The 15,722-nt window shown below is 64.9% G+C and carries 13 protein-coding genes and 1 pseudogene; 7 read left to right on the top strand and 7 right to left on the bottom strand.

Annotated elements, in window-relative coordinates:
- Positions 1 to 10 precede the first annotated feature (10 nt).
- A pseudogene (locus AC1DDO_RS18085) lies at positions 11 to 406 on the top strand (aminotransferase class III-fold pyridoxal phosphate-dependent enzyme); the annotation flags it as partial.
- 344 nt (positions 407 to 750) lie between these two features.
- On the opposite strand, the gene AC1DDO_RS18080 reads toward AC1DDO_RS18085, so the two are convergent.
- Positions 751 to 1,527 (bottom strand): SDR family NAD(P)-dependent oxidoreductase, encoded by a 777-nt coding sequence (locus tag AC1DDO_RS18080; protein ID WP_476972456.1) that lies wholly within the window; start codon positions 1,525 to 1,527, stop codon positions 751 to 753.
- Positions 1,528 to 1,740: 213 nt separating this feature from the next.
- On the opposite strand from AC1DDO_RS18080, the gene AC1DDO_RS18075 reads away from it, so the two are divergent.
- Together AC1DDO_RS18075 and AC1DDO_RS18070 are read left to right on the top strand one after the other, a co-directional pair.
- Positions 1,741 to 2,178 (top strand): FAD-binding protein, encoded by a 438-nt coding sequence (locus AC1DDO_RS18075; protein ID WP_476972455.1) that lies wholly within the window; start codon positions 1,741 to 1,743, stop codon positions 2,176 to 2,178.
- Entirely contained in the window at positions 2,090 to 3,358 is a 1,269-nt protein-coding gene (locus AC1DDO_RS18070) for an FAD-binding oxidoreductase (RefSeq protein ID WP_476972454.1), read from the top strand. Before AC1DDO_RS18075 ends, AC1DDO_RS18070 begins: the two co-directional genes overlap by 89 nt.
- Before the next feature lie 60 nt (positions 3,359 to 3,418).
- On the opposite strand, the gene AC1DDO_RS18065 is transcribed toward AC1DDO_RS18070, so the two are convergent.
- Positions 3,419 to 4,393, bottom strand: coding sequence for a helix-turn-helix domain-containing protein (locus tag AC1DDO_RS18065; protein WP_476972453.1), 975 nt, complete (start codon positions 4,391 to 4,393; stop codon positions 3,419 to 3,421).
- Between the two features lie 579 nt (positions 4,394 to 4,972).
- Between AC1DDO_RS18065 and AC1DDO_RS18060 the strand changes: the two genes are divergently transcribed.
- The 3 genes from AC1DDO_RS18060 (at position 4,973) to AC1DDO_RS18050 (ending at position 7,640) form a co-directional block, all read left to right on the top strand.
- Positions 4,973 to 5,551, top strand: a complete 579-nt coding sequence (locus AC1DDO_RS18060; protein ID WP_476946715.1) for a TetR/AcrR family transcriptional regulator — start codon at positions 4,973 to 4,975, stop codon at positions 5,549 to 5,551.
- Positions 5,552 to 6,009: 458 nt separating this feature from the next.
- A complete protein-coding gene (locus AC1DDO_RS18055; RefSeq protein WP_476952673.1) occupies positions 6,010 to 7,230 on the top strand; it encodes an acetyl-CoA C-acyltransferase in 1,221 nt (406 codons plus the stop codon).
- Entirely contained in the window at positions 7,227 to 7,640 is a 414-nt protein-coding gene (locus tag AC1DDO_RS18050; protein WP_476946717.1) for a PaaI family thioesterase, read from the top strand. The genes AC1DDO_RS18055 and AC1DDO_RS18050 overlap by 4 nt, the downstream gene beginning before the upstream one ends.
- Before the next feature lie 142 nt (positions 7,641 to 7,782).
- On the opposite strand, the gene AC1DDO_RS18045 is transcribed toward AC1DDO_RS18050, so the two are convergent.
- From AC1DDO_RS18045 to AC1DDO_RS18030, 4 genes are all read right to left on the bottom strand, one after another.
- Positions 7,783 to 9,102: an NADH:flavin oxidoreductase gene (locus AC1DDO_RS18045; RefSeq protein WP_476952674.1), complete on the bottom strand. Its 1,320-nt coding sequence runs from the start codon at positions 9,100 to 9,102 to the stop codon at positions 7,783 to 7,785.
- A 134-nt stretch (positions 9,103 to 9,236) separates the two neighbouring features.
- Positions 9,237 to 10,265, bottom strand: coding sequence for an ABC transporter permease (locus AC1DDO_RS18040; protein WP_476952675.1), 1,029 nt, complete (start codon positions 10,263 to 10,265; stop codon positions 9,237 to 9,239).
- Complete coding sequence (locus AC1DDO_RS18035; RefSeq protein ID WP_476946719.1) at positions 10,262 to 11,221, bottom strand: ABC transporter permease; 960 nt, start codon at positions 11,219 to 11,221, stop codon at positions 10,262 to 10,264. Before AC1DDO_RS18035 ends, AC1DDO_RS18040 begins: the two co-directional genes overlap by 4 nt.
- Positions 11,218 to 12,726 carry a sugar ABC transporter ATP-binding protein gene (locus AC1DDO_RS18030; RefSeq protein ID WP_476946720.1) on the bottom strand — a complete coding sequence of 503 codons (1,509 nt, stop codon included), beginning with the start codon at positions 12,724 to 12,726 and terminating at the stop codon, positions 11,218 to 11,220. Before AC1DDO_RS18030 ends, AC1DDO_RS18035 begins: the two co-directional genes overlap by 4 nt.
- Before the next feature lie 126 nt (positions 12,727 to 12,852).
- Here AC1DDO_RS18030 and AC1DDO_RS18025 point away from each other — a divergent pair, with 126 nt between their 5' ends.
- Positions 12,853 to 14,112, top strand: coding sequence for a substrate-binding domain-containing protein (locus tag AC1DDO_RS18025; protein WP_476972452.1), 1,260 nt, complete (start codon positions 12,853 to 12,855; stop codon positions 14,110 to 14,112).
- 563 nt (positions 14,113 to 14,675) lie between these two features.
- On the opposite strand, the gene AC1DDO_RS18020 is transcribed toward AC1DDO_RS18025, so the two are convergent.
- Positions 14,676 to 15,695 (bottom strand): dihydrodipicolinate synthase family protein, encoded by a 1,020-nt coding sequence (locus AC1DDO_RS18020; protein WP_476952677.1) that lies wholly within the window; start codon positions 15,693 to 15,695, stop codon positions 14,676 to 14,678.
- Positions 15,696 to 15,722: the final 27 nt, after the last annotated feature.

Below are 15,722 nucleotides of genomic sequence, written 5' to 3'. Positions count from 1 at the left end.
TCAGGAGTATCGGGCCCTCTGCGACCAGCGCAGCATCATGCTGATCCCGGATGAAGTCATGGCAGGGTTCGGCCGCGCCGGCGACTGGTTCGCCCTCGACGCCTACAAAGTCCGGCCGGACCTGATCACCTTCGCCAAGGGCGTCAACGCAGGCTACGTTCCCGTCGGCGGTGTCATCATCTCCGAAGAAATATCCGCAACGTTCGACGAGCGCGTGTTCCCCGGCGGACTGACCTACTCCGGCCATCCCCTCGCGGCCGCGTCCATCGTGGCCTCCATCGACGCCTTCGAAGAGGACAACATCGTGAAAAACGCCGACGCGACCCGCTATCTGAAGGAATGGCTGGTTGCTCACCGTCGGCTGGCGGCGGTCACCAAGGGCGGGCCGTTAAGCAGCCAACCGCGCAACAAGGCCAGAAGATCATTGAGTATTCGAGAAAACTGGAATGCTCGGTGATTCTTTGGCTCCTATGGGCTGATGGAACCCGCAATGAATCCCTTCACCCCCGGCTCCGGCGTCAAACCACCTGCCCTCCGTGTCTGAACGATTAGTGAGGAACGAGCGAGGTCCATGCCTCCAGAATTGTTCGGGGTGAGGTCTTCGACGATCCCCTTGGCCCGAGTCAACAGAGTCTTTGAAGGCGATATGCCGGAGTGTCTTACATCGATGTAGCCAGCGGAATCATCAGCGTTCACAGTAGGTGTTGGTCCACGGCCAGGTGGCGACGCATAGGCCGGTCTCGATCGGACCTACATCATCGCGCTGGCTCCGCCGTCTACGACCAGGTGGGATCCCGTGACCCATTTCGCCTCCTCGGAGGCGAGGTAGAGGCCTGCATACGCGACGGCGAGTGGTTCCCCAGGTTTGCCGTCAATCGTGCGCTCGATGATCGGGGCGACAGGCGCGTTCTCGCCGAATTCCTCGAACATCGCGAGTACCGGCGGAGTCGCCATGACACCAGGACTCACGCAATTGACGCGAACGCCGACGGCGACACCCTCGGCGGCGAGCTGCCGAGTCAGAGCGATGACGGCCCCTTTCGCGGCAGCATGGGCGGCCTGCGGCAGGGCCCGGGCACCCTGGATCCCGGCGCCCGAACCGATGTTCACGATCGCACCGCCGACGGCGGCCAGGTGCAGCCAGGCGCTTTGGCAGGCATGCCACACCAGGTCCAGCTCGTTCTGGATGGTCGACCGGTAATCCTCGCCGCTCATCTGGGCGAACGGCGCGAATTTCGGCATGCTGGCGTTGTTGTAGAGCACGTCGATGCGGCCGTGGCGTTCGATCGCGCCGCCGACCCAGCGATCGATGTTTTCCCGGGTGCCCAGGTCCAACGGGGCGCTTGATTCGATGGCGCCCCCGTCGGCCTCCACCAGGCGGACCGTCTCCGCTGCTCCGTCGGTATCGAGGTCACAGCCGACAACAGTGGCGCCCTCGCGGGCGAATAGCCGGGCGGTAACCCGGCCCATTCCGCCCCCGATGCCTGTCAGCAGAACGACTTTTCCTTCCAGACGACCACCAGCCATGGTTCCTTCTCCATTCATCTCGTCCGATGTAGTGAGCCCATGCAACCACAGCGCGCAGGGGACCGGAGGCCGGAGCGGTGTGATGGTGCAGTTCGTGCACACTTCTGTGCACGGACTGCACCATGGGTCCGCAATCTCCCCACCCCGGCACCAGATGGCGCAGGATGAGCAGCACGTGTTACGCACGACACACCGCATCAAAGGAGATGATGAATGATGAGTATCACCCCCGATACGTCGACGCGCCCGCTCCCACCCGGCGTCACCGAGTTCGACCTCGAAAAGGCACTCGCGGCGTTCGCCGCCGCGATTGGCGAAGACAAGGTCGCAAGCGACGCCGAGTGGCTGGAAGATTTCCAGGATCCCTTCCAGGTTCCCGGCTCCGCCACGAATCTCCCGTCCGCAGTCGTCAGCCCAACGAGTACCGAGGACGTCCAGGCAGTCGTTCGGATCGCCAACGAGTATCGCATCCCTTTGTGGCCCATCAGCCGCGGCAAGAACAACGGCTACGGGGGGAGCCGCGCCCCAGGTGCGCGGCACGGTGATGCTCTCGTTCCGGAACATGAACCGCGTCCTGGAGATCAACGAGGAGCTCGGCAACGCGATAGTGGAGCCTGGCGTGAGCTGGTACGACCTGCACGAAGCGATTAAGGCCGGCGGACACAACCTCGTCGCCTCCATCGTGGACATCGGCTGGGGAGGCGTCGTCTCGAACACGCTCGAGCACGGGCTCACCTACATGCCGTACTCGATCGACCAAGCCTCACATTGCGGCTTCGAGGTGGTGCTCCCGAACGGCGACCTCATGCGCACCGGCTCGGGTGCAATGGATAACAACCCGACCTGGCCGCTGTACAAGCGCGGCCTCGGTCCGACGTCGACCGAGATGTTCATGCAGTCGAACTATGGCATTGTCACGAAGATGGGCTACTGGCTGATGCCGAAGCCAGAGGTATACATGCCGCTGTGGCTGCGCGTCTGGGATGAGGCGCAGACGCCCGCCGTGGTCGATGCGCTGCGCGAGCTCATGCTGGCCGGCACCATCGACATGCGCCCGCAGCTGTCGAACACCCTGTGCATGGCCTCGATGCTCACCACACGCGCCGAGTGGTACACCGGTGAGGGCCCGATGCCGGAGGAGATCATCGACAAGATCGCCAAGGAGATGGGACTGGGCCGCTGGATGATGCGCTTCGCCCTCTACGGCGACGAACCGGTCGTCGACCACAACTTCGAGAAGCTCAAGGCGCGCTTCCTGCAGATTCCGAGCGTAGATATCATGGGCCAGAAGCACGGGGCAGACGCCTGGGAGACGCTGCCCAACCCGCACGAGCGGGTGCAGATTGGGGTGCCGAGTCAGGATCTCTACAAGATGGCCGGATGGTCAGGCGGCGAGGAGGGCGGCCACGTCGACTTCTCGCCGGTCATCCCGCTCACGGCCCAGCACGCGATCGCCGCGCAGAAGCTGATGGCCGAAATGTGCGCCGAGGCCGGCCTTGACTTCCTAGGTGGCATGCTCCCGATCAACGCCAGGTCGACCACGTTCATCAACGTGATCCCCTTCGACACGAAGAACCCTGAGCAGGTCGCCAAGGCGTACGCCCTTGCCAAGCGCATGGTCGCCGAGGCCGGCAAGCGCGGCTACGGCGAATACCGGGCGCACCTGTCCTTCATGGATCTCGCGGCCGACCAGTTCGGCTTCAACGACCACGCACTGCGACGCTTCAACGAGACGATCAAGGACACGCTCGACCCGAACGGGATCATCGCCCCGGGCAAGTCCGGGATCTGGGGCACCCGCATGCGGGAGGCCGGTTTCCCGCAGGCGTGATGGCGCATCTTCGGGGAGCCCCCGCCCTGCCCAACGGGCAGGTGCCGGGAAGACCCCGCCCTAACAAACGGGCGGGGTCTTCCCGGCAGGCTCCGCCAGATGCCTGGCTTCCCGCGGGGCACAGCCGTGGACCTCGCGAAAGGCTCTGCTGAAGCTTGCCGGATGGCGGTATCCCCACCTCGTCGCGACCGTCGCGATCGTCGTTTCAGGGGACCGCCGCAACTCGCTCACGGCACCCTCGAACCGGCGTTCGCGGATCCAGGCCGACACTCCGGTGCCGGAGGCTGCAAAGAGTTTGTGGACGTAGCGCGTGGACACGTAGTGGGCCTGCGCGATCCGCTCTGGCCCGAGTTCCGGGTCGTGCAGGTGGTCCATCACGTACCGCTGCATCCGAGCGAACAGTGTCTCAGGTCGGGAGCGCGGATCGGAAGTCTCCTGCGCGCCGTACATGCTGCGAAGCAAGGGCAGCAGCATCTCTGCAGCGCCTTCCCCGTCAGGGCTCAAGAGCCCGCCGCCGCTCGTTGTGGTTCGGGCTAGCTGGACGAGGAACGGGGTTCCCGGCCCAGTGAGCCGTCCCTGACCCGAATCCACCCGCGTCGCGGAACGCCGGGCGATGCCCTCGGCCTGCGCCCCGATGAACCACTTGGGAATGCTGAATACGACCACCTCGAAACCCTCCCGGCCCTCAAAAGTGGAAGGCCGCGACGTATCCTGGCACGCAATGTCACCGGGGCGAAGAAGGCAGCTGCGATCCTCCTGTTCGATATGTACGGCGCCCCTGGTCATCAGATACAGCAAGATACACTCCGGATCGGCGGTCGCAATCATCCGCTGCGTGCGTGCCACCCGGTGCGCAAGTCCTTGGATGGACCGGACCCCGACCGGCCCGACCTGGCCACCGGCCAAGCGGGCCTCGAATGACGGCGCCCCGAACGATTCGACCTGCATCGGGAAGAAGCGTTCGGCGATTCCCGCCGACCAGTAGTCCCGGCGCTCGGCCGGAGGAACCGACCGGGTATCGAGTACGGAAGTCATCCGGTCCACCTCAGATAAGGTTCCGTGATAGATCTGCAGTGTAGGCGAGCAGATGCCGAGCAGGGAAGGGCGGGCGTAGCCGTCGGCCCCGGGCTGGATCGACGTCGGGAACGCCGGGTCGATTCCGTGCGGCGCCGATGCTGCCGGCGATTGGAGGCCCCGACAGCCCACGACAACCCGAGCTGACCGCCAAGTCCCTCGCCAGGGCCGAACCTCCGGCTTCCATGACCTCCGTGGCAGAAGACGCAGTCACGGCACCTCCCTTAAAGATTCGATCCGTTTCGTACTGAGTGTAAGGTGCGTCAGAATTCCATGCAAAGATGCCACGTCACCTCGTCGGTGGGTTACTGAAGAATGCCCGAAGGTCGCGGGCCTGAGTGGGAATCCGTGGCAATCCGTTTCGTGGCCCCAGAAGACCCTTTGCTGCCAGGCCACTTGGGGCGTTGTTGTTCCTATATACACAGGCTGACGCTTTTGCCGGGCCCCCATCGCCAGTACCTCGCGATACCCGGAAGATTGAAGCATCAGGTGTGATCGTGTACGTTTCGTATTGGATGGCTAAGCACGTATGGTTGACCCATGGCAATCAGAAGCGAAGAAAGTCGTCGGGCCATTTTGGAAGCAACCATGAAGTTGCTCGAAAATTCGGGGCCTGACGGATTTACGGTGCAAAAGCTCTCGATCGAGCGCATTGCCCGTGAAGCCGGCGTCAGCAAGACCACTATCTACAGGTGGTGGTCGAGCAAGGTTGCCGTGGTTATCGATACATTCCTGGACAACCATGTCGCGCGTACTCCGGTGCGCCAGGATGTCCCTGCCATCGACGCGCTTCGTGAGCACATGGCCTCACTTGCGGAGGTCTACGCGGGCAATGAGGGCCGGCTCGTGGCGCAACTCATCGGTGAGTGCCAGGGCGACGAGGCGGCGATGGCTGAATTCAAGAAACATTTCTGGATCCCGCGCGCGCTGGTTGTTACGTCCCTGGTTGACCGGGCCATAAGCGAGGGGTCGATGCGCAAGGATCTCGACGCCCAGGTCGTCACGGAGCTGCTCTATGCTCCCGTGTACTTCCGTCTGCTGTTCCAGTCTGGTCCCCTTGACGCCAAGGCCACCGATGCCATCATGCAGACCGCACTTGAAGGGCTTGCTGCAGGGTAGCGGCCCCAAGTACTACCTGTTTCCCGTCCGAGTCCATGGGCCCGATGGGCTCCGTGACTAAAAACTTGAGCCTATAACCTTGGGTTCCCGCGGCATGTTGGGCGAATAGTATGCCGGTGTCGGCTTTGGCCGGGGAGCGGCCCGGCCCCCGCGTTGAGTGGCGGGCACCTATTTGAGGGTGCGCAAGAAGTCTTCGGCGTCGGTTCCGGTAGGCGGCGACGGCCTGTCATCTCCTGCGCCTCCTGAGGCATCTTTGCGACATGCTCGTGGCGCCCCTTGCCTCCCTGATTTCCCTTTCCTGTGTCCAGTGTGGGCCTGTGAGGCTTCGGCCTGTGCAATACGATACGGTTCGTATATATTTAATTCGACGTTAGATGTGAGGAGTCTGACCCTGATCTGTCCCTGCCCGTGGAGCCAGCCCGTTAGGGAAGCTGTCCACACTGAGAGGAAACATCATCATGAAAACCGCCATCGCGCCGAATGACGCGGTCGTCGTCGCCTATCGCAGGACACCGATCGGCCGTGCCCGCAAGGGATCGCTGGCCGGTGAGCGACCGGAAGACCTCGCGCTGGCAGCCATCCGGGGAGCGCTCTCGGCCGTTCCACAGGTTGACTCCGCCGAGTTTGCGGATGCCTACGTGGGGAGCGCGGTACCGCAGGGCGCGCAGGGCGACAACATTGGCCGCCGCATCATGGTGCTTGCAGGGATGGACAGCGTCCCCGCGGTCACAGTGAACCGCTTCTGCGCCTCCTCGTTGCAGGCCACCGCGATGGCTGCCCAGGCAGTGCGGGCCGGCGACGGGGACGCGTTCCTGGTCGCGGGCGTCGAATCGACCACCTCGACACCGCCCGCGGTTGAATCACCCCACCCCGCCTTCGCGGACACGGCACGGCGTGCCGATGGCATCTTCCAATCCGGCCAGGCGTGGGTCGACCCCCGGAATCAAGGGCAGCTGCCCGATGTGTACCTCCCTATGGGCAAGACCGCCGAGTTCGTGGCCCGTCAAACCGGCACCACGCGCCGCGACCAGGACGAATGGGCGCTGGAGTCCCAGCGCCGGGCCGAACGGGCGATCGAGTCCGGGTACTTCGCGCGCGAGATCGTGCCGGTGGCCACGGCTGCCGGCACGGTGGTGCGCGCCGATGACGGCCCGCGTCCGGGCACCACTCTCGAGGCCCTCTCGAGCCTCAAGCCGGTGTTCCACGAGTCCGGAACCGTCACCGCGGGCAACGCCAGCCCGCTCAACGACGGCGCGTCAGCCCTGGTGGTGATGAGCGCCCGGCGCGCGGGCGAACTGGGGTTGAAGCCGCTGGCCCGCATCCTGGGCAGTGCCGCAAGCGGCCTCTCGCCGGAAATCATGGGACTGGGTCCGGTGGACGCATCCCGCCGGCTGCTGGATCGTTTGGGCCTGTCGATGGGTGACATCGACATCGTCGAGCTGAACGAGGCCTTTGCCGCCCAAGTGGTTCCCGTGGTGCGGAAGCTGGGCGCAGATCCCGAGCGGGTCAACCCGTTTGGCGGGGCGATCGCCTTGGGCCACCCCTTCGGTGCGACCGGCGTGCGGCTGGTCGGAACGCTCATCAACGGACTGCAAACCACGGACGGATCGCTCGGCCTGGCGACGCTCTGCGTGGGCGGCGGCCAGGGCATGGCGATGGTAGTGGAGAGGTTGTCGTGAACCAGCCAGCGATCATTGCCGACCCGGCCCGCTCGATGCTGGCCGCCGACCGGAGCCTGGACGGGCTCGGCATCCAGGTGTTGCGCGCCAGCGAGGGCCGTGCCACGGCCGTCCTCCGGGTCACGCCCGAAATGGCCAACGGGCACGGGATTGCCCACGGTGGATTGGTCTTCGCGCTGGCAGACACCGCGTTCGCTATGGCCGCAAACACATTCGGCGCCGGAATCGCGACCGCCGAGGCTTCCATCTCCTACATTTCCCCAGCCTGCATCTCGGAGGAGCTGGTCGCCTCCGCTGAAGTGACCTTTCACGAGGGCCGCCGGATGATAGTGGATGTGGTGGTGCGGGCGGGGGAGCGGACTGTCGCCATCTACCGCGGAACGGGCAGGGCGCTGCGCCCGGCGGACTGAGGCTTCTTGAACAGCTGCCGATGTGGGGCGGCAAGACATGCGTGTGTGCCCGGGCTCCAAGTCGGAGTCCGGGCACACACGTATTTGTACCAAGGTTGCCGCGCCGGCTCCCGCCACGGGTGGGGCCGGCGCGGCGCAGGTGTCAGCTCTTGGATGCCTTCGGGCCGGCGGTCGCCAGTTTGTCGGCGATGCCCATGAGGACCGGTGACCCCGTCGCAGCGATCAGTAGGCCCTGGACTGGACGCTTAAGCTTTACCGATACAGGTTCCTTGGCCCCCGCAAGGACCGCTTCGCGTCCCATGGCCGGGTTCTTGTGGCACCGGACCGGCACATTGAAGATCAGGCGGCGCAGGCATGAGTTGTCGTGGTCGCACCACACGATCTCATCCTGTCGTCCCTGGAGGACCTTGTTGGGGAACTCCGGATCGGCCAGCATTTGCCGCGCCAGCATGATTGCGTCCGCGAACCCGGCGGTGATGGCGTCTGCACACTGTTGCGGGTCGAAGGTGCTGCTGAGGAGCAACGGGACCTCGGGCATGGCGGTGCGGAATGCTTGCGGCTCGCCGTGCTCCAAAATGGCGCCTGAGTGGGAGGTGACGTTGTTGTCCATCGACTCGTAGTTCGCATCGCTCAGGGCGATATATCCCACGCCTTCCTTTTCAATGATCGCTGCAACTTCGGCGAACCCTTCGGGTCCCTGGCCATCGGGAAGGTGGTCGTTGGTGCTCATCCTGAGGCCCACCGGATAGTCTGTTCCGACTTCGGCCCGGATCGCCCGAATCGTGTCCGTGAGGATGCGGGCGCGGTTTTCGGCGTTGCCGCCGTATTCGTCCGTCCTCCAGTTGGTGCGCGGTGAGAGGAAGGAGGAATAGAGGTAGCGCATGTGTGCGCCCAGCTCGATGCCGTCGAAGCCGGCCGCCTTGGCACGCCGCACTGCGGCGACGGCCTGCTCCTGGACCTCGCGGATTTCCTCCTTGGTGATCTCCTCCGGCGTCGGGTTCGTTCGGCCGCCGGGAATGTAGAAACCGTGCGGCAGGCGGGGTGCGGCCATGCGGACGGGCTTCGGGCTCGCGGCCCTAGTGGGCCGGCCCTCGCCCGGCACGCCCATGGCGCCGAAGCTCGGGAAGATCTGGGCGAAGATGGGTGCATCGTGCTCGTGCACGGCATCGACCATGCGCCGCAGACCTGGAATGAACTCGTCCCGGTCGAAACGCATCAGGGGCTGGAACGGTGCCTCTTGGTTCCCGCGCTCGGTGGCCACGCCTCCACCGATGATCAGCAGCCCTGCGCCGCCGCGTGCCCGCGTAGTGAGGAACGCGATGGTCTGATCGCTGGGATGGCCGTCCTTCGTCGGCTGAAGTACGGCCATCGGACTGAGCACAAAGCGGTTCTTGATTGTCAGGCCGTCGATTTTCCAGGGGCTGGAAAGCACTTCGGCGACGGTTGCTGTCTCGGGGGACATTTATTCTCCTTGGTTTTCAGTTGGACCGGGATGAAATGATTCATCCAAAATTGACATTCGACTCGGCGCGTATCGTATCGTGATGAGCGCGTGTCGCAGTGGAACGGCGAAAGTAGCGGAAACCGGACCAGGCCTCAGAACCTGTCTCGGACGTGGCGTTCCCGACCGTAGAGCGACACCACAGCAAGGATGATGACCCCGAAGACGATGCGGCTCTGGGCTTCCGTCAGCCCATTGCTGACGATGATCGTTGACAAGAGGGTGAGAGTGAGTGCGCCCAGCAGCGTCCGGGTGTAGCTGCCGCGAATCGAGCCGAAGATCGAGCCGCCGACGAGGACCGCGGCCAGGCCGGAGAACAGGTAGGGTTCCCCGATGGTTTGCGACCATCCCGCGCCGAAGGATGCGATGAAGATGCCGGCAACCCCGGCCAGGGCTCCGGAGGCTGCAAAGACCATGGTCCACACGGCAGCGGTCCGGACCCTTGCCAATTGAGCGGCCCGGAAATTGATTCCCGTCGCGTAGAAGCGACGTCCCGCCGCGGTGCGATTGAGGAAAAGCCATATTCCCACCCCGCAGAGAAGCACGATCAGGATGATCGGGGGGAATGGCAGGCCAAGGGTGGTCCCCCTTAGGCTGGCCAGGGAACGCAGCGCCTCCGGCGGGGCGGAGGAATAGTCGCCGTCGGCGAGGAACAGGGTCGCGCCCGTGATGGCCGCGCCGGTGCCCAGCGTGACGACCAGTGGCTGGACCGCGAAGCGGTGGCAGATCCAGCCGATCAGGGCGCCGACGCCGCCGCAGACCACGACTGTGATCAGCAGGGCTACGACCGCAGGGACCCCGAGCTTACCCGCGACGTTCGCCGCCATGAATGTACCGAAAAGGATGTAACCCGGGGCCGCCAGGTCAAGCCCGCCCAGGATCACCACAAGCGTCTGGCCCATGGCTGCCAGGGCCAGCAGGGACGTGATGACCAGTATCGAGGTGATTGACCTGGGGTTTGCGATTGCCGGTATGGTGATCACCAGCCAGGCCGCCAGGGCCAGCACGACAAGGACCTGCAGGGCCGGTACCTCGAAGACCCAGGCCCTGAACCTGGTCCAGGGTCTGGGCCGGACCGTCGGTGCCTGGGTTTTTGGTGCGGGGGACAGGGTGTCACTGCTCATGATGCGTTCCTCTTCAAGCGGGGGGCCAGCAGCGTCGCGCCCAGCACGACGCCAACGACGAGGACGGCGCCGTAGGCAAATTGGATGAGGCTGGGTGCCACGCCCGAGGCCGTGAGCAACTGTTGCAGCAGATAGATGGAGACCGCCCCGAAGAGGGCACCCAACAGCCCGCCGCGGCCGCCGGCCAGGCTCGTTCCGCCCAGCACGGCCGCGGCGAGCCCCAGCAGGGCATAGGTGGATGCGAGCGAAGACTGCGATGACTGCACGATAGCCGTCAGGGCGATTCCCGCGATTCCGGCGAAGAGGCCGCCGAGGGTATAGGCCAGGATCCGGATTGCCTTGATGTTCACGCCGGAACCGTAGGCTGAAACATCACTCTCGCCGGTCGCGAGGAGATTGCTGACGAAGGCCGTGCGGCGCAGGGCGAACCAAATCAGCCCGGCGACGCCGATGGTCAGGAGAGCGCCCGGGACGATGCCGATGCCCCCGGCGAAGACCTCCGTCCAATTATTCGGGGCGGCCACCGGATTCTGGGCGATGGTCAGCGACAGGCCAACGAGCAGGAACAGCATCCCGGTGGTTGCGACCACCGGATGCAGGCGCACGACGGCGACCAGGATTCCGTTCAGGGCTCCGATTCCGGCGGCCACCGCCAGGATGATGGGTGCCGCGAGATGCCAGTTGCCCAGCCCCGCGGGAATGAGGATGGCGACGAACAGGCAGTTGCTGAAGGTGGCCAGGGGACCGACCGAAATGTCAATGCCACCGGCGAGGATCGAGGGCGTGGAGGCGAATCCCACCAGCACGAACGGCGCCAGCGTTGCCAGGGTGCCGGGGAGACGCGCGGGGGAGAGGAAGGACGGTGAGACGATCAGGTTCAACACCAGCAGCACCAGTGCGAGCAGCAGGGCAAAGGCGAAAGGCCAGCGCTGGAACAGGGGGAGGACGCGGTTCATGTATGCACCTCTGATTTCTGGCCGAAGTATGCGGCGACGATGGACTCGGTGGAAAGCTCGGAATGGGGGATCTCGGCAAACACTGATTGGTCGCGGAAAACCAGGACGCGGTCTGCGAGGTCGACGAGTTCGTCGACCTCGCTGGAGAGGACCACGACGCTCATGCCTTCGGCACTGAGCCGGTCCAGGATTGCGTAGATCTCCCGCTTGGTCCCGATGTCGACCCCTCGCGTGGGGTCGTTAAGCAGCAGGACCCTGGGGTCCGTGGCAAGCCAGCGGGCCAGCAGCACCTTCTGCTGGTTGCCGCCGGACAGGGTTGAAATTGCATCCTGCGCGGCGCCGAAGCGCAGTGACAAGGACCGAGCGAACGCATCGAACCGCCTGGCGATGCTGCGGGTGTCCAGCAACCCGCAGCGACGGTCCTCCCCCAGGGTCGGGAGTGCGAAGTTCTCCCGGATCGACATGGACTCGAACAGTGACTCACCGCGACGCTCCCGAGGCAGGTACGCGACCCCCAAGGCATCCCCGTTCCGCTCGGTAAGGTCTGCGGCGCCCTCGGGCAGGAGGCGAACAACCCTGCCCGGCCCGGCAGCCACGCCGGCCAGGCGCTTGATGAACTGGTCCTGTCCGTGGCCTTCAAGCCCGGCGAGGCCCACGACCTCACCGGCGCGCAGCTCGAAGTCGATGGGTGCCGAGGCCGGTGCCAGACGGACGGCGGATCCCCGAAGGATGACGTCCCCGGGGTCGTGCGGCTGCCGCCGGGTCTCGTTGTGGCCGGAGTTTCCGGTCATGTCCGAGATCAACCGGTCGACGGACAGGTCCGAACGGTCCACGGTGGACACGCTCCGGCCGGACCGCAGAACGGTGACCCTGTCCGAAATCTCCGCGACCTCGTCCATCCGGTGCGAGATGAACAGGATGGCGGTCCCCCCGGCCGCGAGTCGGCGCAGCTCGACGAAGAGCCGATCACGGGACCTAACGTCCAGGGAAGCCGTTGACTCATCAAGGATGAGCACCTTGGGCTTTCGCACGAGCGCCCGCGCAATGCAGATGGACTGCCGCTCGGAGAGCGAGAGTTGGCCGGCGGGAAGATCGAGGGGTACCTCGCCGGCGATACGCGAGAGGACATCTTGCGCTATTGATCGCTGCTCGGCGCGGCCCAGCCGGCGACGGAACGTCCCGTGGGACCCGAGCCAGACATTCTCGAGGACCGACTGGCTCCCCGCGGTGAGGACCTCTTGGAACACCGCCGCAATCCCCAGGTCCATGGCCTGTCGTGGCGATCGGCTGTTGACGGGGACGCCGTCCAATGTGACGGAGCCGGCGTCAGGACGGTGCACCCCACCCAGGATCTTTACGAGCGTGCTCTTCCCTGAGCCGTTTTCGCCCAGGAGCGTGTGGATCTCGCCCGGCCGGAGATGGAGGTCACCGTCGATAACGGCGCGCGTGGCACCGAACCGCTTGCTCACCCCGGCGAGCATCAGGCCGGATGGTTGGTTGTTCACGGCGAATCTCCTTTGAATGGCCGATAAATGTGTCTCAGGTCATATTCGAAACTAGACGAATCGTACCGCATGTGCCTAACCTGATGCCATACGATACGAATCGTTTTATATGGCAGGAGATAAACCATGAAGAAGACGACCTTTTTCCCCCGCTTCTCGACGGTCGGCGCCGCGATTCTGGGGGCCGGCGCCCTCGTCCTGACGGGCTGCTCGGCATCGGCGCCAGCGGCCCCGGGCTCCTCCGGAGGGGCAACCCCCGCCAAGGTGTCGCCGGCGGCAGCCGGGACCTGCGGGTCGCTGCCTACGGGTAGGGCGAACGATCCGAACGGCCTGCTGTCCGGTTTGCCCAAGGAGATCGCCGCGGGCTACAACCTCTACCCCTACGAGATCCGGAAATCGGCATGGGCCGACTATAAGTCGAAGAAGACTGAGGGTTTCACGGCTGCGATCGTGGGCATGCCACCTGCCAGCCCCTTCATTGCCTCCATGTCGGAGGCGATCCGCACGAGCCTGAAGGCCAATGGTGTCAAGATCGTCGGCGACTTCGCCCCAGATGACCCGTCGAACGTGCCCCTGCAGCTTCAGCAGTTCAACGAAGCGCTCTCGCTCAAGCCGGACGTGATCATCTACACCGCCATCGCACCGGAGCCGTCCGTGGGCTTGGCAAAGGCCGCCCATGACGCCGGCATCCCGCTGGTTGCCGCCCAGGTGCCGATCGATTCCGAGTACGCCGTGAGTGTGACGAGGAATACCCCGCTCGCTATCGCCCAGGTCACCGCCGGCACCGTGGCGTCAATCGGGGGCAAGGGCAACGTCCTGCGCGTCGACGGCATCCCGGGCATTCCGGTCTCGACCTTCGCGGGCCTGGGCATCGACGCCGTCCTGGCTAACTGCCCGGAGGTCAAGGTCGCCGGGTCGGTCACCGGCTTCTTCCAACCGGCCACGGCCCAGGCGGAGGTCCAGAAGTTCCTTGCGACCCACCCTGCCGGGGTTGACGCCGTCTTGCAGGCCGGAACGATGGGCGTCGGCATCCGCAACGCCTTTGTGGAATCGGGCATGGAGGTGCCGCCGATCGCGGACGACGGGTCCAGCCAGGGATTCTCCTCCTGGGCGCTGGCAAACCCCGGCTACCCCTACTTCGGCACCACGACCCCGTCCGTGCGCACCGGTGAGACAGTGGTCGATGTGGCCCTGCGCATCCTGAAGGGCGAGGGACCGAAGATCAACCAGATCGTTGAACCCTCGGTGATCGTCTCCCGGGAGAACCTCGCCAAGGTCGCGGACCCCTCGTGGGACCACAATGATCTGACAGACCTGGCCGGCGACCCGGCGGACTACCTGCCCACCGACCGGCTCAACGCATTCTTCTCAAACCCCGGCGCATAGGGGCGGTGCGAGTCATGAGCACGAGCGATGACCCTCCACCCGGCCTGCCGATGTCCGGGTGCCGGGTGCCGGGACCAACGCCGGGCCGGTGAACGACTCAACGCGTTCTTCGGATAATCCCGGGGCCTGACGCCGACGCAGGAGCACACTCATCACCGGTCCTGGACCGGAACCGAGGGCCTCTTCCGCCGGGTGGATGTCGAATCGACATCCACCCGGAAGGGGCCCTCGCCTGCTGTTGGGCTGCACGGTGAACGCGCCGGCCGGCGCGGAAGCCAGGATTCAGGGTACGCGGCCGCACGAGAACCGTCCGTCCTGCAGACCCCGGCCGCTTGCCTGTTTGTAGTCCGTTTCGGCGGCCGACGCACGATCCCGTTCCCTGCGTCGTCTGATTTCGTCAAGGGTGGCCCGCGGTCGCCGGATCGGTTCCGGTGCTGCATCTAGTCATTCAAGGTCATTCAAGCCGTTTTCACGCGCAAAGAAGCCCCTTGGGACACTGAACCAGCATGCCGGTTCAGTGGTCCAAGGGGCTTTCCAATGCCGGCACTCCGCCGGACGGCCGCTTAGGGGCTGACGCGTCCGCGCAAGAATTCCGAGTCCGGGGAATCGGTGACGGGCAGTCCCGAGGCTTCCAGGCTTGCGCGCAGCTGCTTCATGAAGCGGTCGGGAAGTCTGACTGCCGGCGGGCGCAGGGCGCCGCCGTTGAAGCCGGAGAGCCACTCCTGGTACTTCCACTGGGTGCGGTTGATGGAGCTGGTGCCCGGGGTGGAAGTGGACGATACAGCCATATTGGCGGCCCGGGCCGGCTGGACCTCCCAGTAGCGCTTCATGGCTTCTTCCCATTTGCCGGTGCGCGCCAGTTCGAAGGCCTTGGGGTAGTAGTCTCCCATCCAGTTCGTGTTCGCGGTGCCGGAGAACTGGACGTCCAAGACCGACATGAGGGGGATTATTTCGGCCTCGATGGGGCAGGAGATCACTACTTCATCGCGGAAGTGGTGGTACATCTCCATGACTCCGGGGATGCCCGGGTAGCCCTGTTCGGCCTTGATGGCGACGATGCTCGGCATCGCGTCGAGGACGCGGCGCACGAAGTCCACGCTCATGCCTGCGGGGTGGATGCGCTCGAAGCCCCAGGCGGGGAGCGGGAACAGCATGGTGGCCAGATCGGTTTCGTCGGTGAAACGCTTGGTGTAGTCGAACACCTCGTCGTACGAGGTCGGCCAGAACGATGAAGGGTAGGCCAGCAGCGCGCGGTCGGCGCCGGCCTTGGTAGCCAGGTTTGCTGCATGGATGTTTTCTTCCAGGGTGCCGAAGATTGCGTGGAAGAAGAGGGCGAAGTCCGGGCCGGCTGCTTCGCGGGCGATGGCTGTGATTCGGGCGTTCTCCTCCGGGGTGATATTCGCTTCGGCGATCAGCAGGGAACCCTTGTAGCCACGTTCCTTGAGCAGGAGGATGTCGTGGCGGATCGCGTTTTCGTTGATGGCAGAGAAGTCCGGGGTGAAGGACGGGTGCGTCACCGCGACGGTGCCGACGAATTTCTCCCGGGCCCAGGAGCGGGCTTCGGATTTGGTGTATTCCACCATGTTGTTCTCCTTTATTGTCAGTGGGGT

This window comes from Arthrobacter sp. 10N43, assembly GCF_056394525.1.
This window is presented reverse-complemented; position numbering and strand designations above follow the sequence as displayed.